Genomic DNA, 21,943 nt, shown 5'->3' with positions numbered 1-21,943 from the left:
ATGGCGAGGGGACAAGCCTGATGATGATGGAACTGATCTGGCGCGGGCTGGTGATCGGGGTGGGCGCGACGCTCGCCATGGATCTCTGGGCCATTCTGCTGGCGGTCGCCTTTGGCCAGCCGAAAGCCAACTGGGCGCCTGTCGGGCGGTGGTTCTACCATGCCGGGCGGGGCCAGCTGTTCCATGAATCCATCAGCGATGCCGCGCCCTTTGCCAACGAGAACGCCCTCGGCTGGATTGGCCATTATGCTGTCGGCATCGTCTATGGGATCATGCTTGCATTTTTCGTCGGTCTCGACTGGTTCGCCGCGCCGACGCTGATCCCGGCGCTGGTCTGGGGCATCGTCACCGTGGCGGCAGGCTGGTTTCTGCTCCAGCCGGGGCTCGGCCTCGGCGTTGCCGCCTCGCGGCTGCCCAACCCGAACCGGGTGCGGGCGCTGAACCTTGCCGCCCACGTCGCCTTCGGCCTCGGGCTCTATGCAACGGCGCTGCTCCTTCGCTGAGTCAGGCTGCGGCGCGCGCGCCGATCGCCTCGGCGGCAAAGCGGCGGGCCGCGGCATCGCCGGCAAAGACGTCGTTCATATCCTCGGCTGCCGGCCAGTCGATCATCCGCTCCATCACTGTCTCGGCGATATCGGCCATGTCGAGAAAGCCGATGCGCCCGGCGATGAACGCTTCGAAGGCGGTCTCCTCGGCGGCGTTCATGGCGGCACCCTGAAGCCCGCCGCGCATCAAGGCGGTGCGCGCGAGCCGCAGCGCGGGAAACCGAACCTCGTCGGGCGCTTCGAAATCGAGCCGTGCCAGCTTTGCGAAATCCAGCCGTTCGACATTGAGCGCCGGGCGCGCAGGATAGGTCAGAGCGTAGCCGATCGCCGTGCGCATGTCCGGCGCGCCGAGCTGCGCGAGCACGGAGCCGTCGGTATAACCGACCATGGAATGAACGATCGACTGCGGGTGGACGATCACCTCGATCTGTTCGGGTGCCACGTCGAAGAGGTGCTTGGCCTCGATCATCTCCAGCGCCTTGTTGAACATGGAGGCGCTGCCGATGGAGATCTTCAGGCCCATCGACCAGTTGGGATGCGCCCGGGCGATCTCGGCGGTCACGCCGGCCATCGCCTCGCGCGACCATGTGCGGAACGGCCCGCCGGACGCCGTCAGGATGATGCGCTCCAGCGCGTGGCGCTGGTCGTCCTCCAGCGCCTGGAAGATCGCGGAATGCTCGCTGTCGACGGGGATGAGCCGCCCGCCGCCCTCGGCGACAGCGCCTACGAAGAGCGCCCCGGCCGAAACCAGGCATTCCTTGTTGGCGAGCGCGATATCGGCGCCGCGCCGGGCGGCGGTCAGCGTGGGAGCGAGGCCGGCCGTGCCGACGATCGCCGCCATGACCCATTCCGCCGCGCGCGCGGCCGCCTCCTGCAGCCCGCTCGGCCCCGCGGCAACCGCGATGCCGGTGCCGGCGAGCGCCGATTTCAACTCCAGATACCGCCCCTCATCCGCCGTCACCGCCAGCCGCGCGCCGACGGCCTTTGCCTGCTCGCAGAGCAGCCCGATATTCCCGTTCCCCGTCAAAGCCTCCACCATGAACCGCTCCCGGCCCCCAAGCTGCGCGACCACATCGAGCGTGCTGCAGCCGATGGAGCCGGTGGAACCGAGGATGGTGATGTGGTGAAAGCTCGGCAGACCGTCATTCATATGCGCGATTCCAATAGATTGGCTTGTCTGCGGCTTCTAGCGGGAGATGGGGGGTTGGGCAAATGGCGAACGACGCGTTTACGTGCAGATATCTTCCCCCTATGACGTGGCCGGGCCGTCCATTTGCCCGTGAGGTTACGTTGGTATAGACGAGTGGCAACCTAAACCGTGAGGAGTTCTCAAGGGTGACATCAGCTAAGATATCGTCGTATGACCAGCATGGCGGTGGAGGTATAAATAACCAGAAAATGGCCCTTATAGGTGCTGTTGTCCATGCGTTTGAAACCGGTATTCCATTTGCATTTCCGAGAATCTCGGAAATGGACCAAGCAAATCACAACTACGAGAAGTATGATTACAGCGTTATATTCGATGATGATCCATTGAAGGCCGTTTTGAAAAAATACGGAATAACCACTGTTCCGTTTTCTGCAGATCTAGACTTCGATATATCTTACGAAAATTGCTTTTGGAAAACGTTCCATCTATTTGCTCACAGTGAGTTCCTCAAAGAGGATTTAAAGGGGCAGCTTGTCTCTGACCTGATCGGTGCATTTGTTCCCCGTGTCCTCGTAACGTCGTCCTTCCGGCGCCTGAGAGAGGCTATACACAACCGCGACGGCGAAGTTCTCTTCTGTCAATTCAGGATCGAGAACGACTGGATTGTTCATTGCAGAAACGAAATCATAAAAGTGCGCTCGGCGTCAGAGGAACTGTATGTAGACTACATGAAGATAGGTTTGAAGATAGCGAATACCTTTCCGAATATTCGAAATGTGTTCATCTGTGCTGATGAGCCGTCAATGCCTGCTTCAAAGGAGCAGATAAAGCTCGATCTGCTGCAGAAATTCGGTATTCGCGCATTGTTCAAGACAGATTTTCTCGGAACGTCTGGAGATGACTTTTTCCGTCCCAACGAGCATTCTCTGATTGATATGGCGCTGTGTGTGGACGGCACAAATTTTGTCGGTACGACGCGTTCCACTTTCTCGAATATGGTGGCTCTTCAAAGGTATTCGGCTGAAGCACATAAGGAGCCGTCATATATCTACAACCACATGAGTCTTCGCTTAAAAAAGCGAGTCGATAACGGTGCCGCCGCTTCCGTAGACCAAGCTGTTCCGGTGTCAGGCAAAGAGATTGTCATAAAGGATACCCACATCGCAAAATTGATGGAAAATGGAACTGAACACCCTCTATTGCTTCGTGAAGGTGCGTCGCTGTCCTTTGAAGACGCCGTTGATTATGGGGAAAAGATTGAGCTTCAAAAGCCCTTGTTCGATGAACGTCTCCAATCAACAGGAAACGTAATTTTAGATAAATCGCATATTGTTATGCTTTAGTAACTGCTTCTATTGGGTAGTCCAAGCTTTGGGGTATTTTCTGCTGAGCGACGCTATCACTGTGCTTGCGGCTGCGCTTGGTGATCAACCGCGGGAACCGTAGACTTCTATAAGCGAAAAGGCTATCACGCCTTTATCTGCTTGTTTTCAGAGGTATGGTATGACTGTTAAAAAATGGTATTTCGCAACCAATAACAATGGGTTGATGAATGCCTTCGATCAGATTAAAGGTGCAATACTCTCCGCGAAAGCAAAGACTAGCCTTGTGCCTTTTTGTATTCTTGACGACGATGGCGCCGACGAAGTCACTAAGTCTCGTATCGAATGGATCGAGAATCAGGGTGTGACTATATTTCGACATCGATCGACGATGCTTTCTGAATTGATTCCTGTTTTTGGTGATCAAATGAAAGTTTACAGTGGTCATTGGTTACGATGTGATATCCCTTTATTTGAAAAGGAAGATGAATACGTTCTATATACTGATATAGATGTCATTTTCTTGAAGGATGTTGCAAAGATTGCCCCTGAGCCGCGCGTTGTAGCTTGTGGCGCAGAGCATAACAGGGGGGATTACAGCTACTTTAATTCCGGCGTTATGGTTATGAACGTCAAAGCCTTTGCAGAACGGCGCGATGATCTCGTCGCCGGTTTGAAAGCGCGTCTCTCTACGACCGCGCCGTATGATGATCAGAGCCTTCTTAACGATGTTTTCCGTGGACATTGGGATCATCTTCCCGATGAATGGAATTGGAAGCCGTACTGGGGCGCAAATGAAGATGCGCTGATTCTGCACTTTCATGGCCCAAAACCAGTTCATGTTGTCGTGATGCAAGCGGGTGATGAGGGTCGTTTTGGTGCAGACTTTAAAACGATTTACAACCGCGATAAGGAGGGATACGCACATTTCCTTCCTGTGTTCCAACAGTATCAGGCAGCTTAAGGCTAACTCCGTAGCATTATAAAAAAAATAGAACGCCGGCACTGGCGTTCTATTCTCTAAAGACTGGATCTTACGTTGCGTAGTGCTTTGATAAACTGATGAATATCTGTAGATAGCATGTGAGGCAGCAGTCTCTCGACGGTGTAGTCATCAAGATCCCACCAAGCCAGTTCCAGAAGGTGCGCTATCGTATCTTCATCGAAACGATACTTGACGACTTTGGCGGGGCTTCCAACGGCGATAGCATAAGGTGGAACGTTTTTTGTCACCACTGCTCGTCCGCCAATGACCGCACCATGACCGATGGTTACTCCTGATCCTATAAAGACGTCGGAGCCAATCCAAACGTCGTTGCCTATTAACACGTTTCCCTTTGACCTATGATCATTGATGCCCTCTGGTGCCTTCCAGAAGTGCCGCAACGAGGCAAAGGGGTATGTAGTTGCAAAATCCGTTCTATGATCGCCGAAGGAAATTTTGCAGCCTTCTGCGATCGAGCAATACTTGCCTATAACGAGCCGCGACATCCCTTTTTCGACAAAAGTGGGCATGCCATAGCTATGGTCACCAATCGACCATCCAAGATGCCGAACCTCGTTTTCCAGCGCGTACTTCATGCTCCCATACGATGGATGTATCAGGCCTCGCTCTTCGAGGATGAGAGTGATGCTTGGGTCCGGGATATGGGACCCTTGGAGGCTTAGTTTACCGTCAGGGTCTATAACCTCGCGTAGGCAAACGGTGGGCACTCTATCAACGTTCATAATGCTGATATGATCTTCTTCTATCTGCCAAAAGCATTCATTGACACCTTGAACTCCAAAAATCCTTCCGTCGCTCAAGAACTCGAAGCAGTCCGTTCCGACATGTCCTGTATCTGTGGAAAATCTCCAATGTTTTCCTAAGATTTTGCTCTGATCCATGTAAGTATTATTCTGCATATCATTTAACCTATAGTGAAATCGCGCGCGCGATATTGATCGCGAGCAGAAGGCATACCAAGCGGTCTTGAGCTAGGATTGGATAGACGCCTCATGGTGATCCCGACTGGACTCGAACCAGTGGCCTACAGATTAGGAATCTCTGCCTAAGTGTTGGGATTATAAGCAGACGTTCCGTTGAAATCGCGCGTTCCCGGATATCTCTGGGAACGCGGTCTTATCTCGGGCGAAGGCTGCCGGGCTGCGGCTTTTCGGAAAACGTGTCGATCTTGGAGCCCAACACCTCAACCTTGGTGGAGAGGCCGGCGATGTCCTTCCTGATCGCCTCCTGCGAACCGAGGATGGCGTCGGCGAGACGGTCCACGCGATCGTTCAGCGCCTGGGTCTTCCCCTCCTGCGCGCCCATGCGATAGGGCAGATCGCTCATGTTCTTCAGAGCCGAATTGACGTCGGCAAAGTTCTTGTCGGTCTGGGTGCTGCGCGTCACGCGGTACCGCTCGCCCTCATCGAGCTGGGCCTTGATCTTGGCGTTGTCCTGGGCCGTGTACCAGAACAGGCCGCCGATCGCGATGATGGTGGGGATATTCCCTTTGACCCAGTCCCAAGTCATGGACGTGTTTCCCGCATCGCTCATTGAAGTCTCAACCCTTAACGTTCATCAGGGGTTGTTCGTTCAACCCAAGTAGTGCATCCGGCCGGCCGTCACTTCCAGCATTTCTGACGGATGCCGAGCGCATTGTGCGCAGCGACCTGATTGGCGAACGGCCTATCGTCCACCACGATCTTGACCGCCGTTTCCAGCGTCGGTGTCAGCTTCTGCCACCCGTCGCACGCATTCGCGGTGCTCTTCTGTGTCTGGCAGGAAGAGAGAGCGGCACAGCTCAGAAGCATCAGAGCGAGAGATTTCAGCATCGATTTCATTCCTCTTGCGCAGGATGACGACGGAGTTTTCGAGGGCGACGACGGCGGCCTGCTGGCGCCCGGCCGACTTGCCGTAGAGATATGCCAGGCCGGAGATCAGCGCGGCGCCGACGGTCGCGCCGACCCCGAGCTTCAACCAGTCCAGCACGCCAATCACACTGGCACCTTGTCGAGCGCGTCGGCCAGCTCGGCTTTCTTGCGGGTGGCGTACCAGCGATATGCGACGCCGCCGATCGTGAGAACGCCGGTAGCGATCACCAGCCCGGCGACGACGTGGCCGATAAGCGCGCTGCCGGCGCTGAAGGGTGCAAGCTGGTCCTGCACCTGCTGCAGCGTGGCGGCCAGCGCACCGGAGCCAACACCGCCGCCGGTCGCTGCGTCCGCAATGCCCTTGGTCGGCGCCGTCTTCGCATCCTCGATGCGGGCTTTGACGTTGGCCTTGTCGATGAAGGTGATCTCAGGACCGACCGAACCGGATGCCCACGCCTGACCGATGGCGCGCACGTCGTTGACGCGGCTCGTCCACCCCTTGCGATAAGTCTTCCATATCTTCAGGTTCCTGAGGAAGGTCATGCGGCGATCGAGGATGCGTGCAATCAGCGCGTCATGATCGTTGATGCCGCGGAGCGCCGCGAGCGTGCCGGGGCCGATTACCCCATCTACGGCCGCGCCGGTCATGCCGAGAGCGCGTTGCAGCCACATGCCGGACTGCTTGACGCCGGAGTTCACCGCGCCGTCGAACACGACATAGCTGACGCCGGCCGGCAGGCTGTCTCCGTTGATGAGCGCCCAATACCGCATGCGATAGATGGAGTCGCGCTCGCCATTGGTCATGAGCTTGATGCTCTGGGGCTTGGCACCACGGTTGCGACGATAGTCGTCGTAGACCCGCTTCGTCACGCCCTGGTTCGTCTCACCGCCCGGGTCGCGCGGGTCATGCACATACCCGCCCTCGTGAACCAGCACCTTCGCCAGTGACCGTTCGAATTCGTTCATCGCCATCGCCTCGTTTCGATGGCCGGATAATCGGCGTCACGAGGTTATGGCGCAAAGCACAGAAGGGCCCTCAGCCTTGCTCCACATATGAGGCAATGCTAGGCACCTCCTTATGCTGGGGAGCAAGCGGATTGAACGGCTTCCCAATCGAAGGAAGTTTCAATGCACGACAGCTCTACCTTTGCAGATCGACCCAACATTGAAGTCAACACCGAATGGTACGGAAACCTTGGTAATCGCATGTACCAGTATTTTGCGATTTGCGGGTTGATGGAGCACATCGGTCCAAGCACAATCTCGAATGCCGATTTTAACGACTGGGGGTTCAGTTTTCCCAAGGTCGACCGTACAAACTACAGGAAGCACATTGTTATTAAGTCTGCGAAGGATTTCGACTTCGATAGGATCAAGGCCCTCGTCGCAGAGGAGCCTTCGACGTTCATTCAGATCCAGCATCATCTGCAACGCAAGGACTTCTTCCTTGATAAGGATTTGTATGCCAAGCGGTTCAAGGCAATGGATAAGCCTGAGATCGAGATTGATGACGACACCATAGTCATCAACGTCCGAGCGTCAGAAATCCTATCTGGAGAAGTTCATTGGTATCCGCTTGTCCCTGTGGAATTTTACGAGGATATCGTTCGGGCAACTGGAAAAAAGCCGCTGTTTCTCGGCCAGTTGGCACCTTCACCCTACTTCGATCGGCTGCAGCAAGCGTTCCCCGATGCTCGTTTCGTGAATTCACAGGGAGCTTACAAGGACTTTGAGACAGTGCGGTCGGCCAAGTACATTGTGCCTGCAACCAGCACGTTTTCACTCGCTGCAGCCTGGCTTTCGGACGCGGAACAAATCTATCTGCCCATCAACGGCTTCTTAAACCCTGCGCATATGCCCGACATCGACCTCATCCAAGATAAGGATAAAAGGTACCGGTTTTATCTTTTCCCAATGAATTACGCCCTTCCTGTTGACGCCGCAATGGAGCACTACAAAGCAATTGCAGGATCTTGGAAAGAGATTTCGTCAGCGCACGTAAGAGCTATCAGGAGGCGGCCCCATCAGATGCCTCCCGTCGCTGAGGTGGCTCCCCTAGGTTTCAGCGAGAAAAAGTACGTTCACAAATACCTCGATGTTGCGCTTCTCATTAGTAACGGTTGGTATCGAAACGGACTGCACCATTTTTCTGACATCGGCAGAAAGACCGGTTACTCGATTCACAACAGCTTTGACGAGGCAATTGAGTTTCCCAACCTAGCGCTCCAAGGTGTCCCAACACAAAGCTCAATTTCCCCTTGGTCTTCCGGCTCTTCGATAGAAGAGGATGCCAAACTGTGCGTTTCGGGTGACAGTAGTAAGGAAGCGGGCTGCCATACTGGCGAAGACTTCGAGCCATGGTGGGCGGTCGATTGCAGGCAGAATTTCCTTCTCAAAGAAGTGAGGGTCTTCAATAGAAAAAACGATGATGTGGCAATCCAAGAGCGAGCAAGGGGTATTGCAATTGAATGGTCGCTAGACGGACAAACGTGGGTCGAAGTTCTTCAAACGCATGAGCTTTTTGGCGTTCAAGAGAATTCATTCGTTCCATTGCGATTTATTGCCACTGAAAATATTATCGCTCGTTATATTAGAGTTATAGTGAGAGGGAAAACCACGATCCTCAATCTGGCTGAGGTGGAAGTCTATGGCGTTCTTGACCATTAAGATGTGCGGAAATGTGTTCCCTTCGGCCACAAGGCGAGTCTTGCTCCCGAAAGTGCACAGTGATACCCAGCGCATATGAGAGAAGCAGGATCAAATTTCATTGGCCGCATTCGTGCAGCCTTGGGCAAGCCGGAAGATCAGGTTAGGAAATCGGGCATGAAAATTGTTGGCGTTGTGCGCACGCTCAATGAGGACGACATCATTGAGGCCGTGATCAGGCATCACCTTGCCCAGATGGATAGCGTCATTGTTCTTGACGATGGGAGCAATGACCGCACGGTCGTGATAGTGAGAGCGATGATCGACGAAGGCTTGCCGATTGAGCTGATCGAGCGCCGCTGCGTCATTTTCGATGAAGGTAACCGCAACACCTTCCTGTTCGATCGAGCAAGAGACCTCCATGGTGCTGACTGGGTGGTGTTCTTCGACGCCGATGAGTTCGTTGATACTCGTCTGACATTGAGAGCGGCGGTGCAAAATTAGACCACGGTAGCGGCGGGATTGTCCCGCTTCGGGCGGCGTAAAAGTCGGCCACCTATTTCTCTTCTGCAATGAGCGCAGGAGGGCCTGGGGATCTATACCGTGGAATTATATCTGAAGGTTCGACTGGCTTGCTCGGAAGGCATGAGCCGGCGTCAGGCTGCAAAGCATTTCAACATATCGCGCGACAGCGTTTCCAAGATGCTGTCCTATTCGACGCCACCTGGCTATCAGCGACAATCACCGATCCGGCGGCCCAAGCTGGATGCGTTTGTCTCGACGATCGATCACTGGCTGGACGAAGACAGACGTAAGCTTCCGAGGAAGGCCGTCTTGCTGAGAAGTGAGGCGAATTGGATGCTCTGTCTATATGGACGTCAATATATAGACAGTGTGAGAACCGTGGATTTACCAATAGAGAAGCGGCCCCAAGTTAGCCGCATGGAGATTGTCGATAGCGGGCGGCGTCGCCGTTTCAGCAACGAGGTCAAACTTGCGATCGTGGCAGAGAGTTATTCCGCCCCGCGTCAGGTCACGGCGACAGCACGTCGCCATGGGATCACACGCTTTCAGTTGAACGATTGGCGTAAAGCAGCCCGTGAGGGACGGCTCAGCAATGGCCGGAGTGAAGGGTTTATTGCTGCACTGCTGGTCCCGGAGCCAGGCATGCCGGCTGTTGCGCCGACCAATTCTTTGATGACACAAAGTGGGCTTATGGAGGTTATCAGCGCCAATGGTCGCCGTGTGAACGTAGGACGCGACGTCGACGTTGAAGCGCTGCTTCGGGTCCTGCGCGGACTGGAGGCGCTACGGTGAATCCGTTTCCAATGGGAACAGGCGTCAAGGTCTGGCTTTCGACGGGCCATACGGACATGCGATGTGGGTTCCCATCGCTGGCGCTACGGGTGCAGGAGGTGCTGAAGCACGACCCGCTGGGCGGTCATCTGTTCTGCTTCAGGGGGAAGCGTGGTGACCTGATCAAGGTCGTCTGGCACGATGGCCAGGGGGCTTGCCTGTTCACTAAAAGGCTTGAAAGGGGCAGGTTCATATGGCCTTCGATGGCCGATGGTGTGGTGTCCATCTCGACGGCGCAGCTTTCCTATTTGCTGTCTGGAATTGACTGGCGCGCGCCGCAGGAAACTTGGCGCCCTAGCCGGGTCTAACTGCATTTTTGCATTGAGATTATTGAGAAATCTGGTTGAATGTCATCATGACATTGCAGCCGCTTTCACTGCCATCGGACCTTGCCAGCGCTCATGCGGCGCTGCTGGCCGAGCGCGCAGCCCGGCTTCAGGCCGAGGCGGAAGCGGCCAATGCGAAGGCGAAGCTGTCGAGCATCGAGGCGCTGAACGCGCATCTCCAACTGCTGATCGGCAAGCTGGAGCGCGAGAAGCATGGGCCGCGCCGCGAGCGCACACAGCGGCTGATCGATCAGTTGGAATTGCAGCTCGAGGAGCTCGTGGCGTCGGCCGCGGAGGACGAACTGGGCGCCCAAGAGGCCGCGGCCAAAACGCAGTCCGTGCGCGCCTTCGCCCGCAAGAGGCCGGTGCGCAAGCCATGGCCTGAAGACGTCGAGCGCGAACGCATCATCATTGAAGCGCCGACGGCATGTGCCTGCTGTGGCGGCTCGCGGCTGTCGAAGCTGGGCGAGGATGTGACGGAAACGCTGGAGGAGATCCCGCGCCGCTTCAAGGTCATCGAGACGGTGCGCGAGAAGTTTACCTGCCGCGATTGCGAGGCGATCAGTCAGGCTCCCGCACCGTTCCATGCCACGCCGCGCGGCTTCATCGGCCCTCAGTTGCTGGCGACGATCGTGTTCGACAAGTTCGGGCAGCACATCCCGCTGAACCGCCAGAGCACGCGGTTCAAATGTAAGGGCATCGATCTGTCGACCCAGACGCTGGCCGATCAGGTCGGGCACGTCACCTTCGCCCTTAAGCCGGTCTTCGACCTGATCGAGGCACATGTGTTCCAGGCTGAGCGGCTTCATGGCGACGATACGACGATCCCGATCCTGGCCAAAGGCCAATGCACAACCGGGCGAATATGGGTTTACGTGCGCGACGATCAGCCGTTCGCCGGGCCTGCACCGCCGGCGGCGGTCTTTTACGCCTCCAGCGATCGGCGCGGCGAGCACCCGCAAAGGCATCTAGCCGACTTCAGCGGCATCCTTCAGGCTGATTGCTACAACGGCTTCAATCCGTTGTTCGACAGGGCGAGGAAGCAGATGCCGGCAACACCCGCGTTCTGCTTCGCCCACGCACGCCGCAAGTTCTTCGAGCTGGCCGATGTCGCTCGCAACGCTCGGCGCGGCAAAGGCGCTAAGCCGATCTCGCCGGTAGCCCTCGAAGCCGTAAAGCGCATCGATGCCTTGTTCACCATCGAGCGCGACATCAACGGCCTGAGCGCGGCCGAGCGGTTTGCCGTACGCCAGGACAAGAGCAAGCCATTGCTGGGCGATATGGAAGAATGGTTGCGCACCGAGCGGGCCAGCCTATCGCGCTCATCGCCGGTGGCCGGACCGATCGACTATATGCTGTCGCGCTGGGCTGACTTTGCCCGGTATGTCGATGACGGCAGAACCTGCATGACGAACAACGCTGCGGAAAGAGCGCTGCGCGGTGTCGCTTGCGGAAGAAAAGCATGGCTCTTCGCCGGATCAGACCGGGGCGCAGATCGCACTGCCATCATGCTCACCCTGATCATGACCGCACGGTTGAACGACGTAGACCCAAAGGCTTGGCTCGCCAATGTCCTTGCTCGTATCGCCGACCTGCCTGCCTCGCGTCTGCCGGAACTGCTCCCCTGGGAGTGGAAGCGGATGCGCCAGGCCGAAAACTCCGCCCTCATGCTGGCAGCTTGACAATGGCCTCTTCTCTCGTCCGTCTGAAGGTCACCCTTGATCATGTCGAACCGACCGTGATACGGCGCATTGTCGTGCCGTGGCGCATCCGGCTTAGCCGGTTGCATGAGGTGTTGCAGGCCGCGATGGGTTGGACGAACACCCACCTCTACGAATTCCAGATCCGTGACGTTGGCTTTGGTTTGCCCGATCTGGAATGGGGGGATGGTCCACTCGATGCCCGCAAGGTCTCGCTCCTGTCGGCAATCCAGGACACCGGTGCGAAATCTTTCAAATACCACTATGACTTCGGCGACGGCTGGACGCACAGCATCAAGATCGAGCGCACGTTCCCCATCGTCGCACTTGCAGATCCAATGCTGATCGAGGCAATGGGGCGCTGCCCGCCTGAAGACGTTGGCGGTCCGTGGGGATACCAGGAATTCCGCGAGGCGCTCGCCGACCCCGCTCATGAACGGCACGCCGAGTTTGTCGAATGGTTGGGCGCCAAAGACTTCGACCCAAACAATGCAGCCTTCGCTGATCTCAACAGAGCCGTGGAAAACCTCACTGCGAAATGGGCGCGTCGATCACGCCGGAAAGCCTCACCACCCGCTACGCCTAACACCGCACTTTGAACCAACATCATCGTTATAGCCGATTTGCAGTCACTCGCGCGCGTTAATGCCGCGTGGCTGCTCGGATGCTTACAGACAGACAAGTGCCGCGCAAGCAGCGCCATACGGCCAAGCGGGTGTTTGACCGGCTTCGAGACGAATGCGGGTTCACTGGCGGCTATACGATCATCAAGGATTACATGCGCGAGCGGGATCAGCGCCGCCAGGAAGTGTTCGTGCCGCTGTCGCATCCGCCCGGCCATGCGCAGGCCGATTTCGGTGAGGCGATGGTGGTCATCGGCGGTGTCGAGCAGAAGGCGCATTTCTTCGTGCTCGACCTTCCGCACAGCGACGGCTGCTACGTGCGGGCCTATCCGGCGGCAGTGGCCGAGGCCTGGGTCGATGGCCATGTCCATGCGTTCGCTTTCTTCGGCGCCGTGCCGCAATCGATCGTCTACGACAACGACCGTTGCCTGGTGGCGAAGATTTTGCCTGACGGCACCCGCAAGCGCGCGACGTTGTTCAGCGGCTTCCTGTCCCACTACCTTATCCGGGATCGCTATGGCCGTCCCGGCAAGGGCAACGACAAGGGGAACGTCGAGGGTCTCGTCGGCTATGCCCGGCGCAACTTCATGGTACCGATCCCGCAGTTTGCGACATGGGAGGCGTTCAACACCTTTCTGGAGGAGCAGTGCCGGAAGCGCCAGCGCGACAGGCTGCGCGGCGAGAGCGAGACGATCGGCGAGCGCTTGCGGCGCGATCTGGCTGCCATGCGCGCCTTGCCAGCCTCGCCATTTGATGCCTGCGACCAGGCAAGTGCCAAGGTGACGGCGCAGTCGCTGGTGCGCTACAAGACCAACGACTATTCCGTCCCGGTCGCCTATGGCCATCAGGATGTGTGGGTGCGCGGCTATGTCAACGAAGTGGTCATTGGTGGCCGTGGCGAGATCATCGCCCGCCATCCTCGGTGCTGGGAACGGGAAGACGTCGTCTTCGATCCTGTCCATTACCTGCCGCTGATCGAGCAGAAGATCAATTCGCTGGATCAGGCAGCGCCCCTCCAGGGCTGGGACTTGCCGCAAGAGTTCGCTACGCTGCGCCGGTTGATGGAAGGCCGCATGGCCAAACACGGCCGGCGTGAGTACGTGCAGGTCCTCCGCCTGCTGGAGAGCTTCGAACTCGCCGATCTGCATGCGGCGGTGAAGCAGGCGATCCAGCTTGGCGCCATTGGCTTTGACGCCGTCAAGCATCTGATCCTGTGCCGGGTGGAACGCCGGCCGCCCAGACTGGACCTGTCCATCTACCCGTATTTGCCGAGGGCGACGGTCGAGACGACATCGGCGAAGGCGTATATGCGTCTCCTGTCGTCGGATGCGGGAGAAGTCGCATGAACACCCAAGCACCCGAGATCCTTCTCACCCATTATCTCAAAACCCTGAAGCTGCCGAGTTTCCAGCGCGAGTACCAGAAGCTGGCCCGGCTGTGCGCCACCGAAGGCGTCGATCATGTCGGATACCTCACCCGGCTTGCCGAGCGGGAGATGATCGAACGGGACCGTCGCAAGGTCGAGCGTCGCATCAAGGCGGCCAGGTTCCCGGTCGTCAAAAGCCTCGACAGTTTCGACTTCGCCGCCATCCCAAAGCTGAACAGGATGCAGGTGCTGGAACTGGCGCGCTGCGAATGGATCGAGCGCAGGGAGAACGTTATCGCTCTCGGCCCCAGCGGCACGGGCAAGACCCATGTGGCGCTCGGCCTCGGCCTGGCCGCCTGCCAGAAGGGCCTGTCCGTTGGGTTCACGACAGCGGCCGCACTGGTCAGCGAGATGATGGAGGCGCGCGACGAGCGGCGTCTCATCCGGTTCCAGAAGCAGATGGCCGCCTACCAGCTGTTGATCATCGATGAACTGGGCTTCGTGCCGCTGTCAAAGACCGGCGCGGAATTGCTGTTCGAGCTGATCTCGCAACGATACGAGCGAGGCGCGACCCTGATCACCAGCAACCTTCCTTTTGACGAATGGACGGAAACCTTGGGGTCCGAGCGCCTGACCGGCGCTTTGCTCGACCGCATCACCCATCACGTCAGCATCCTCGAGATGAACGGCGACAGCTATCGTCTCGCCCAAAGCCGCGCCCGAAAGGCCGGCTGACGCCCTTCGAAAATCGCAACGCGCGCATGAGACCCCCGCTCGGGCCTAAGCCCTCCCGGCGGTCTCATGCGCGCGCCACAAGTGGCCGACTTTTGCGCCGCCGCGTGGCAGGATTTTACTCCGCCGTTGACAAGCGGCGATATCCTGTCGCCGTCCGTGCTTCGACAGAAGAAAGGTCAGCAGCAATGAAAATGTGCGTCACGAACGAACATCTCAAGGAAAAGATCGAGGCAGACGGCGAGTGCGTTGTGGAAGCTGGCATCCCGCGCATATCGACTTTGCGAGCGGCAGTCGAAGGCATAGCCGACGATTACATGACCAGCGAGACGCATCATCCCGGATGGGTGCTTATACCGCAGGTCAAGTTCGACGCGATTTGCGCGGCTCTAACAGCGCCCCATGATCGGGAGGTGGGGTGATGACGAGAGCCACCAGCCTGTTCCTCACCGAGGCGGAGCTCGCCGAGCGCATCGGTGTCAAGACTGAGCTGCTGAAGGATGCCCTTTCCGCGCTGTCGAAATCTGGCTTCCCCGAGCCGGACCCGCTCTTCGGCGGCCGAAGGTATTGGCCTGCCTGCGAAGCATTCCTTGATCGGCGATATGGACTCACCTCATCGTCGGCACCGGCCGCTATTGGCCTTGATGGAGATGAAAAATGGAATTGAAAGCCCCGGGCCTGAAGGTCCGGCCACGAGCAGACGGCACGACTGCCCATTATTGGGTCGCCTCGGCCGTTGCGAAGAACACAGAAGGCTACCCTCTCAAGACCGTGCGCGTTCATGGTACCGACGATGAGGTTGCCACGCGGTGCCGCGTGCTGACGGCAGAGTTGAAGGAATGGCTTACGAAGCGCGGGAAGGGCACCCGGCCGACCTATGACGGCACTCTGCGCTCGCTGATCCGGCTCTACCAGCAGACGGCCGAGAGTTCGTACTTCGAGGTGAAGAGCAACACCCGCAGCATGTATGACGAAAGCCTTCGCCTCCTCGAGACTTCGGTCGGCGCGCGTAGGCTCGAAAACGTGACCGGCATCGATATCCGCCGCTGGCATTCGAAGTTTAAGGAGCCGGCCGCCGATGGGAAGACCGAGCGCCATCGCCGTGCCTACAAGGCGATCCAGCTCCTGCGCATCGTGATCGGCTTCGGCGTGGTCATGAACATCGCCGAGTGCTTCCGGCTTAAGACGGTCATGGAGGAAATGCGTTTCCATGTTCCGCGTGGGCGCACCGCGGCAATCTCGTTCGAGCAGACGAAAGCGATCTGCGAGCTGGCGATCTCAAAGGGCCGGCTCTCGATCGCGCTCGCCCAGGCGCTGCAGTTCGAGCTCACTCTGCGCCAGATCGATGTCATCGGCCGTTGGGAAGACGCTGAGGAAGTCGGGACCGGCGGTATCGTCTATCGAGGTCAGAGATGGCGCGACGGCCTGCTGTGGTCGGACATCGACGACAAGGGCGTGCTCGTGAAGACCACCAGCAAGACCGGCAAGGTGGCCGAGCACGACACCATGCAGTATCCCTTCCTCCGCGCCATCATGGATCTTGTTCCGATCGGCCAGCGGTTCGGCCCGGTCGTGAAGTCCGAGACGACGGGCCTCCCATACCAGCAGCGCTATTTCATCAAGATGTGGCGGACGCTTGCTGATGCATGCGGAGTCCCGAAAGACGTCTGGAACCGGGACAGCCGGGCAGGGGGAATCACCGAGGGCGGCGACGCGGGCGCAGATATCGAGATGCTACGCCACCATGCGAACCACGATAATATTGCAACAACGCAGCGCTATAATCGCAAAACGCTCGAAAAAACATCGAACGTTGCGCAGCTCCGTGTCGCTCACCGCAATCTCAAGAACGGACAGAAAACATAGCTTGAGGAACGCGCTAGGAACGCGTGGGAACGGCATATTCCTAAGCTGTTGAATTTGTGGTGATCCCGACTGGACTCGAACCAGTGGCCTACAGATTAGGAATCTGTCGCTCTATCCACCTGAGCTACGGGACCATCGTCGGCATCCTTACAAAAGGTTGTCGGGGAAGCCAAGGGGGGTGGTGGGGATTGGTGGTTTCGGGAGGCATGCTTCTGTGTGTTCGGCGGGGCTTCAAACGCGGTTGCCGGGGTGATATGCAGGCCCGCCTGCGCCTCTCCGGAGGCGGGCATGAGGGGCAGGCGGCACAAGGGGGGCTTGATGTTTATCGGGATCGACTGGGGCGGCACCAAGATGGAGGTGGTGGCGCTGGACGAGGCGGGCACGCTGCGGGCGCGCGAGCGCGTGCCGACGCCGGCGTCCTATGACGCCTGTCTCGATGCGGTGCGGTCGCTGGTGCTGTCGGCGGAAGCGGGGTCGGGCGCTTCGGGCAGCGTCGGCATCGGCATTCCCGGCAGTCCTAACCCGCGCACGGGCCTCGTGCGCAATTCCAATGCCGTCATTCTCAACGGTCGTCCGCTCGGCCGGGATCTCGAAGCGCTGCTCGGTCGCCCCGTCCGGATCGCCAACGATGCCAACTGCCTTGCCGTCTCCGAGGCGGTCGACGGGGCGGGGGCGGGGGCCGAGACGGTGTTCGGCATCATTATCGGCACGGGCCATGGCGGCGGTCTGGCGATCGGGCGCAAGGTGCATGCCGGCTTTCAGGGCGTTGCCGCCGAAGTCGGCCATTATCCGCTGCCCTGGATGCGGGCGGACGAATATCCCGGCCACACCTGCTGGTGCGGCAAGACGGGCTGCCTCGAAAAATACGCCTGCGGCACGGGCGTCGAGCTCGACTACCGCCTGACCACCGGGCGCGAGCGGCTGGCGCGCGACATCATCTCCGACATGCGCGGCGGCGATGCGGTCGCCCGCGGCGTCTACGAGCGCTTCGCCGATCGTCTGGCCCGCAGCCTCGCGCTTCTGACCAATGTCGTCGATCCCGATGTGTTCGTGCTCGGCGGCGGCATGTCGAATGTCGATGAAATCTACGACGACCTGCCGGGCCTCGTCGCGCAGTATATTTTTGGCGATTCGTTCGAAACGCCGATCCGCAAGGCCGTCCATGGCGACAGTTCGGGCGTGCGCGGCGCCGCATGGCTCTGGAAGGAATAGACGCATGACCGTTTCTCTCGAGACCGATATCGCCCGCGTCGCCTATCAGGAAAAAACGCTGACCTTCGCGCGCTTCGACGCCGATGTCGCCTGGGCGCTCGGCCTGCGGCTGCGCGACATGGCGGCAGCCGGCAATCTTGGCGTCGTCATCGATGTTAGCCTGTTTTCCATGCCGCTGTTCTACGCGGCGCTGGAGGGCACCTCGCCCGACAATGCCAACTGGGTGCGCCGCAAGCGCAACTGCGTTGCCCGCTTCTTCCGCAGCAGCTATGCGACCGGGCTTTCGCTCGCCCGCGACGGGCGCAGCCTGCAGGACAAGTTCGGCCTGTCGGATGCGGATTTCGCGGCCCATGGCGGCAGCTTTCCCATCACGGTCACGGGTGCCGGCTGCATCGGCGCCGTCACCGTGTCCGGCCTGCCGCAGCGGCAGGACCATGCGATGGTGGTCGAGGCGCTGGCCTTGCATCTCGGCCATGACCTCGCCAGCCTCCGTCTCGATGTCTGATGTCTCCTTCTGAAATTTCCGCAAAGGTGCCGTCCATGGCCGTTTCCGCGCTTTCCGCCTCCCTCGACCATTGGCTGACCGAACAGGCCCTGCCGCTCTGGCGGGCAAAGGGGTTCAACGATCCCGATGGCGGCTTCGTCGAGACGATAGATCTGACCGGTGAGCCGACGCGCGCCCATCTGCGCGCCCGCGTGCAGCCGCGCCAGACCTATTGTTTTGCCGAGGCGGGCCTGCGCGGCTGGACCGGCGACTGGCAGGGGGCAAGCGCCGGCGGTCTCGCCTTTTTCGACCGGGTCTTCCTGCAGCCGAGCGGTTTTTACGGCGCGCTGGCCGATGCAGACGGCACGCTGCTCGACCCGTCGTTCGACATCTACAACCAGGCCTTCGCCCTGTTGGCCTTCGCCTATATGGCGCGCGCCTTTCCCGAACGCCTGGCCGAGATGGCGCAGCGCAGCGCGGCGCTGAAGGCAAAGCTGGAAGACTGGTGCAAGCACCCGGTGGCGGGCTTCGAGGAGGACAACCCGCCGCGCCTGCCGCTCTGCTCCAATCCGCATATGCATCTGTTCGAGGCCTGCCTTGCCAGCGAAGAGGTCGAGGGTTTCGATCAGGTCGGCTGGACCAATCTGGCCGACGAGATCGCTTCGCTCTGCATGGACCGCTTCATCGATCCGCAGACCGGCGCGCTTCGCGAGTTCTTCGACCATGACTGGGCACCCATGCCCGGCGATCTCGGCCGGGTGGTGGAGCCGGGGCACCAGTTCGAATGGGCCTGGCTGCTGCTGCGCTGGGGCGAGCGCCGGGGCGATGCGGGCGCCATTGTCAAGGCGCGCCGGCTGTTCGAGATCGGCGAGGCGCATGGCATCTGCGCAACGCGCAAGGTCGCCATCATGCAGCTCAACGACGATTTCTCGGTGCGCGATCCGCTGGCGCGGCTCTGGCCGCAGACCGAGTGGCTGAAGGCGGCGATCCGGCTGGCGGCGCTGAGCGAGGGCGAGGCGAGAGAGCGCTATCTCGGCTCCGCCGAACGGGCGATTGCAGCCCTGAACCTGTTTCTGGATGTCCCCGTGAAGGGCCTGTGGCGCGACAAGCTGCCGGAAAGCGGCGTCTTCATCGAGGAGGCTGCGCCCGCCAGCACCTTCTACCACATTCTCTGCGCCATCTACGAGGTGAAGGACTGCCTTGCGCGCATGCCGAAGTAACATATATTGACATAAATATATCTTTATGTCACTCCGAAGCCTGTCCAGCAGGTGAAAGGTTTTCCCATGTCTGCCATCACGGCCCTTTTCGGCGAACCGACCCCGGCGCCCGACGGCTCCGAGGTCGCACGTGCCCTCCGGCAGGCTGCGTCCGAGCGCATCCTCATCATGGATGGCGCGATGGGTACGGAGATCCAGACTCTCGGCCTGTCGGAAGAACATTTTCGCGGCGAGCGCTTTCAGGGCTGCGAGTGCCATTTGCAGGGCAATAACGACCTTCTGACACTGACCCAGCCGGCGGCGATCGAGGACATCCACTATCGCTATGCGCTGGCTGGCGCGGATATTCTGGAGACCAACACCTTCTCCTCCACCACCATCGCCCAGGCCGATTACGGCATGGAAGATGCGGTTTACGAGCTCAACCGCGACGGCGCACGCCTTGCCCGGCGCGCCGGCCTGCGCGCCCAGGACAAGGATGGCCGTCGCCGCTTCGTGGCAGGCGCCCTCGGCCCGACCAACCGCACCGCGTCGATCTCGCCGGATGTCAACAATCCCGGCTACCGCGCCGTCAGCTTCGACGACCTGCGGCTCGCCTATGGCCAGCAACTGCGCGGGCTGATCGACGGCGGCACGGATATCGTGCTGATCGAGACGATCTTCGATACGCTGAACGCCAAGGCAGCCGTGTTCGCGACGCTCGAAGTGTTTGCCGAGCGCGGTATCACGCTGCCGGTGATGATCTCGGGTACGATCACCGATCTCTCCGGCCGCACGCTCTCCGGCCAGACGCCGACCGCCTTCTGGTACTCGCTGCGCCACGCCCGGCCCTTCTCGATCGGCCTCAATTGCGCGCTGGGCGCCAATGCCATGCGGCCGCATCTGTCCGAGCTGTCCGGCGTCGCCGATACGCTCATCTGCGCCTATCCGAATGCCGGCCTGCCCAACGAATTCGGCGCTTATGACGAGAGCCCGGACGAAATGGCCGCGCAGATCGCCGGCTTTGCCGAGGATGGCCTCGTCAACATCGTCGGCGGGTGCTGCGGCTCGACACCCGCGCATATCAAGGCCATCGCCGAAGCCGTCGTCGGACAAGTGCCGCGCTCCGGTCTCGACACAAACGCACAGGCGAGGCTCTAAGATATGGCCGCTTTCCCACCCCGGCAGATCCCGGCCATCACCCCGCAGATGCGGCTCTCCGGGCTGGAGCCCTTCACGCTGACGAAGGACATTCCCTTCATCAACGTGGGCGAGCGCACCAATGTCACGGGTTCGGCGAAATTCCGCAAGCTGATCACGGCGGGCGACTATGCTGCGGCGCTGGATGTTGCGCGCGACCAGGTGGCGAACGGCGCCCAGGTCATCGACATCAACATGGACGAGGGCCTGATCGATTCCAAGCAGGCGATGATCGAGTTCCTGAACCTGATCGCCGCCGAGCCCGACATCGCCCGCGTTCCCGTGATGATCGACAGCTCCAAGTGGGAGGTGATCGAGGCGGGCCTGAAATGCGTTCAGGGCAAGTCCATCGTCAACTCCATCTCGTTGAAGGAAGGCGAGGAGAGCTTTCTGCATCAGGCGCGCCTATGTCGGGCCTATGGCGCCTCCGTCGTGGTCATGGCCTTCGACGAGCAGGGCCAGGCCGACAGCCGCCAGCGCAAGGTGGAAATCTGCACCCGCGCCTACCGCATCCTCACCGAACAGGTCGGCTTTCCGCCAGAGGACATCATTTTCGACCCCAATATCTTCGCGGTGGCGACAGGCATCGAGGAGCACAACAATTACGGCGTCGATTTTATCGAGGCGACGCGCGAGATCGTGGCGACCCTGCCGCATGTCCACATTTCAGGCGGCGTTTCCAATCTGTCCTTCTCGTTCCGCGGCAACGAGCCGGTGCGCGAGGCTATGCATGCCGTGTTCCTCTACCATGCCATTCAGGCGGGTATGGATATGGGCATCGTCAATGCCGGGCAGCTGATCGTCTACGACGCCATCGAACCCGAACTGCGCGAGGCCTGCGAAGACGTCGTGCTCAACCGCCGACCGGACGCCACCGATCGGCTGCTGACGCTTGCCGAACGGTTCAAGGGCGCTGCGGGCCGCGAGGCGAAGGAGCGCGACCTCCGCTGGCGCGAATGGACCGTGGACAAGCGGCTCGAACATGCGCTGGTCAACGGCATCACCGAATTCATCGTCGACGACACCGAGGAGGCGCGGCTTGTCGCTGCCCGTCCGCTGCACGTCATCGAGGGACCACTGATGGCGGGAATGAACGTCGTCGGCGACCTGTTCGGCGCCGGCAAGATGTTCCTCCCGCAGGTGGTGAAATCCGCTCGCGTCATGAAGCAGGCGGTCGCCGTGCTTCTGCCCTACATGGAGGCGGAGAAGCTGGCGGAAGGCGGCGAGGCGCGCCAGTCCGCCGGCAAGGTTTTGATGGCGACCGTCAAGGGCGACGTCCACGACATCGGCAAGAACATCGTCGGCGTGGTTCTTGCCTGCAACAATTACGAGATCATCGATCTCGGCGTCATGGTGCCTG

General features: G+C 59.5%; 22 protein-coding genes, 1 tRNA gene and 2 pseudogenes (1 of these 25 only partly in view). 19 read left to right on the top strand and 6 right to left on the bottom strand.

Annotation, left to right across the window (positions count from 1 at the left end; all coding sequences use genetic code 11):
* The first annotated feature begins 23 nt into the window (after positions 1-23).
* Positions 24-503 (top strand): DUF2938 domain-containing protein, encoded by a 480-nt coding sequence (locus GA0004734_RS01785; RefSeq protein WP_092935766.1) that lies wholly within the window; start codon positions 24-26, stop codon positions 501-503.
* 1 nt (position 504) lies between these two features.
* On the opposite strand, the gene dxr is transcribed toward GA0004734_RS01785, so the two are convergent.
* Positions 505-1,695, bottom strand: a complete 1,191-nt coding sequence (dxr, locus tag GA0004734_RS01780; RefSeq protein ID WP_092930669.1) for a 1-deoxy-D-xylulose-5-phosphate reductoisomerase — start codon at positions 1,693-1,695, stop codon at positions 505-507.
* Positions 1,696-1,880: 185 nt separating this feature from the next.
* Here dxr and GA0004734_RS01775 point away from each other — a divergent pair, with 185 nt between their 5' ends.
* Both GA0004734_RS01775 and GA0004734_RS01770 read left to right on the top strand, forming a co-directional pair.
* A complete protein-coding gene (locus GA0004734_RS01775; protein ID WP_139056219.1) occupies positions 1,881-3,038 on the top strand; it encodes a hypothetical protein in 1,158 nt (385 codons plus the stop codon).
* Positions 3,039-3,198: 160 nt separating this feature from the next.
* Positions 3,199-3,981 (top strand): glycosyltransferase, encoded by a 783-nt coding sequence (locus GA0004734_RS01770; RefSeq protein ID WP_092930665.1) that lies wholly within the window; start codon positions 3,199-3,201, stop codon positions 3,979-3,981.
* Between the two features lie 56 nt (positions 3,982-4,037).
* On the opposite strand, the gene GA0004734_RS26660 is transcribed toward GA0004734_RS01770, so the two are convergent.
* The 4 genes from GA0004734_RS26660 to GA0004734_RS01750 form a co-directional block, all read right to left on the bottom strand.
* Complete coding sequence (locus tag GA0004734_RS26660) at positions 4,038-4,904, bottom strand: CatB-related O-acetyltransferase (RefSeq protein ID WP_280949457.1); 867 nt, start codon at positions 4,902-4,904, stop codon at positions 4,038-4,040.
* 235 nt (positions 4,905-5,139) lie between these two features.
* Positions 5,140-5,556, bottom strand: a complete 417-nt coding sequence (locus GA0004734_RS01760; protein WP_092930663.1) for a hypothetical protein — start codon at positions 5,554-5,556, stop codon at positions 5,140-5,142.
* Between the two features lie 132 nt (positions 5,557-5,688).
* Positions 5,689-6,000, bottom strand: coding sequence for a hypothetical protein (locus GA0004734_RS25845; RefSeq protein ID WP_175386182.1), 312 nt, complete (start codon positions 5,998-6,000; stop codon positions 5,689-5,691).
* On the bottom strand, positions 5,997-6,839 hold the full coding sequence (locus GA0004734_RS01750) for a glycoside hydrolase family 108 protein (protein WP_245292317.1): 843 nt from the start codon (positions 6,837-6,839) through the stop codon (positions 5,997-5,999). Before GA0004734_RS01750 ends, GA0004734_RS25845 begins: the two co-directional genes overlap by 4 nt.
* A gap of 162 nt (positions 6,840-7,001) precedes the next feature.
* Between GA0004734_RS01750 and GA0004734_RS01745 the strand changes: the two genes are divergently transcribed.
* From GA0004734_RS01745 to GA0004734_RS01690, 12 genes and pseudogenes are all read left to right on the top strand, one after another.
* Positions 7,002-8,540, top strand: coding sequence for a discoidin domain-containing protein (locus GA0004734_RS01745; RefSeq protein ID WP_092930657.1), 1,539 nt, complete (start codon positions 7,002-7,004; stop codon positions 8,538-8,540).
* 156 nt (positions 8,541-8,696) lie between these two features.
* Positions 8,697-9,023, top strand: a complete 327-nt coding sequence (locus tag GA0004734_RS01740) for a glycosyltransferase family 2 protein (RefSeq protein ID WP_175386180.1) — start codon at positions 8,697-8,699, stop codon at positions 9,021-9,023.
* Between the two features lie 99 nt (positions 9,024-9,122).
* A pseudogene (locus GA0004734_RS01735) lies at positions 9,123-9,347 on the top strand (IS21 family transposase); the annotation flags it as partial.
* Positions 9,348-9,377: 30 nt separating this feature from the next.
* Entirely contained in the window at positions 9,378-9,836 is a 459-nt protein-coding gene (locus GA0004734_RS01730; protein ID WP_092935762.1) for an IS66-like element accessory protein TnpA, read from the top strand.
* An 11-nt stretch (positions 9,837-9,847) separates the two neighbouring features.
* Complete coding sequence (gene tnpB, locus GA0004734_RS01725; protein WP_092930653.1) at positions 9,848-10,183, top strand: IS66 family insertion sequence element accessory protein TnpB; 336 nt, start codon at positions 9,848-9,850, stop codon at positions 10,181-10,183.
* A 47-nt stretch (positions 10,184-10,230) separates the two neighbouring features.
* Positions 10,231-11,883, top strand: a complete 1,653-nt coding sequence (locus GA0004734_RS01720; protein WP_092935760.1) for an IS66 family transposase — start codon at positions 10,231-10,233, stop codon at positions 11,881-11,883.
* A 2-nt stretch (positions 11,884-11,885) separates the two neighbouring features.
* Positions 11,886-12,500, top strand: a complete 615-nt coding sequence (locus GA0004734_RS01715; protein ID WP_092930651.1) for a plasmid pRiA4b ORF-3 family protein — start codon at positions 11,886-11,888, stop codon at positions 12,498-12,500.
* A gap of 65 nt (positions 12,501-12,565) precedes the next feature.
* A complete protein-coding gene (gene istA / locus GA0004734_RS01710; protein WP_280949456.1) occupies positions 12,566-13,870 on the top strand; it encodes an IS21 family transposase in 1,305 nt (434 codons plus the stop codon).
* On the top strand, positions 13,867-14,625 hold the full coding sequence (gene istB / locus GA0004734_RS01705; RefSeq protein ID WP_092930036.1) for an IS21-like element helper ATPase IstB: 759 nt from the start codon (positions 13,867-13,869) through the stop codon (positions 14,623-14,625). Before istA ends, istB begins: the two co-directional genes overlap by 4 nt.
* A 185-nt stretch (positions 14,626-14,810) precedes the next feature.
* Positions 14,811-15,044: a hypothetical protein gene (locus tag GA0004734_RS01700; protein WP_092930649.1), complete on the top strand. Its 234-nt coding sequence runs from the start codon at positions 14,811-14,813 to the stop codon at positions 15,042-15,044.
* The gene (locus GA0004734_RS01695) at positions 15,044-15,289 is read left to right on the top strand and encodes a winged helix-turn-helix domain-containing protein (RefSeq protein WP_092930647.1); all 246 of its coding nucleotides are present in this window, start codon (positions 15,044-15,046) and stop codon (positions 15,287-15,289) included. The genes GA0004734_RS01700 and GA0004734_RS01695 overlap by 1 nt, the downstream gene beginning before the upstream one ends.
* Positions 15,280-16,488, top strand: coding sequence for a site-specific integrase (locus GA0004734_RS01690; protein ID WP_092930645.1), 1,209 nt, complete (start codon positions 15,280-15,282; stop codon positions 16,486-16,488). The genes GA0004734_RS01695 and GA0004734_RS01690 overlap by 10 nt, the downstream gene beginning before the upstream one ends.
* A 57-nt stretch (positions 16,489-16,545) precedes the next feature.
* On the opposite strand, the gene GA0004734_RS01685 is transcribed toward GA0004734_RS01690, so the two are convergent.
* Positions 16,546-16,622 (bottom strand) — tRNA-Arg (locus GA0004734_RS01685).
* Between the two features lie 184 nt (positions 16,623-16,806).
* On the opposite strand from GA0004734_RS01685, the gene GA0004734_RS01680 reads away from it, so the two are divergent.
* The 4 genes and pseudogenes from GA0004734_RS01680 to metH form a co-directional block, all read left to right on the top strand.
* The gene (locus GA0004734_RS01680; RefSeq protein ID WP_092930643.1) at positions 16,807-17,700 is read left to right on the top strand and encodes an ROK family protein; all 894 of its coding nucleotides are present in this window, start codon (positions 16,807-16,809) and stop codon (positions 17,698-17,700) included.
* 4 nt (positions 17,701-17,704) lie between these two features.
* Positions 17,705-18,205, top strand: a complete 501-nt coding sequence (locus GA0004734_RS01675; protein ID WP_092930642.1) for a heme-degrading domain-containing protein — start codon at positions 17,705-17,707, stop codon at positions 18,203-18,205.
* 35 nt (positions 18,206-18,240) lie between these two features.
* The gene (locus GA0004734_RS01670; RefSeq protein WP_092930640.1) at positions 18,241-19,404 is read left to right on the top strand and encodes an AGE family epimerase/isomerase; all 1,164 of its coding nucleotides are present in this window, start codon (positions 18,241-18,243) and stop codon (positions 19,402-19,404) included.
* Between the two features lie 66 nt (positions 19,405-19,470).
* Positions 19,471-21,943, top strand: a pseudogene (gene metH / locus GA0004734_RS01665) (methionine synthase) (it continues 1,355 nt past the right edge of the window).

This window comes from Rhizobium sp. 9140, from assembly GCF_900067135.1.
In the GTDB taxonomy this organism is placed as follows: domain Bacteria; phylum Pseudomonadota; class Alphaproteobacteria; order Rhizobiales; family Rhizobiaceae; genus Ferranicluibacter.
Note: the sequence above shows the minus strand (reverse complement) of the source record. Positions and strands in the feature narration are given on the sequence as shown.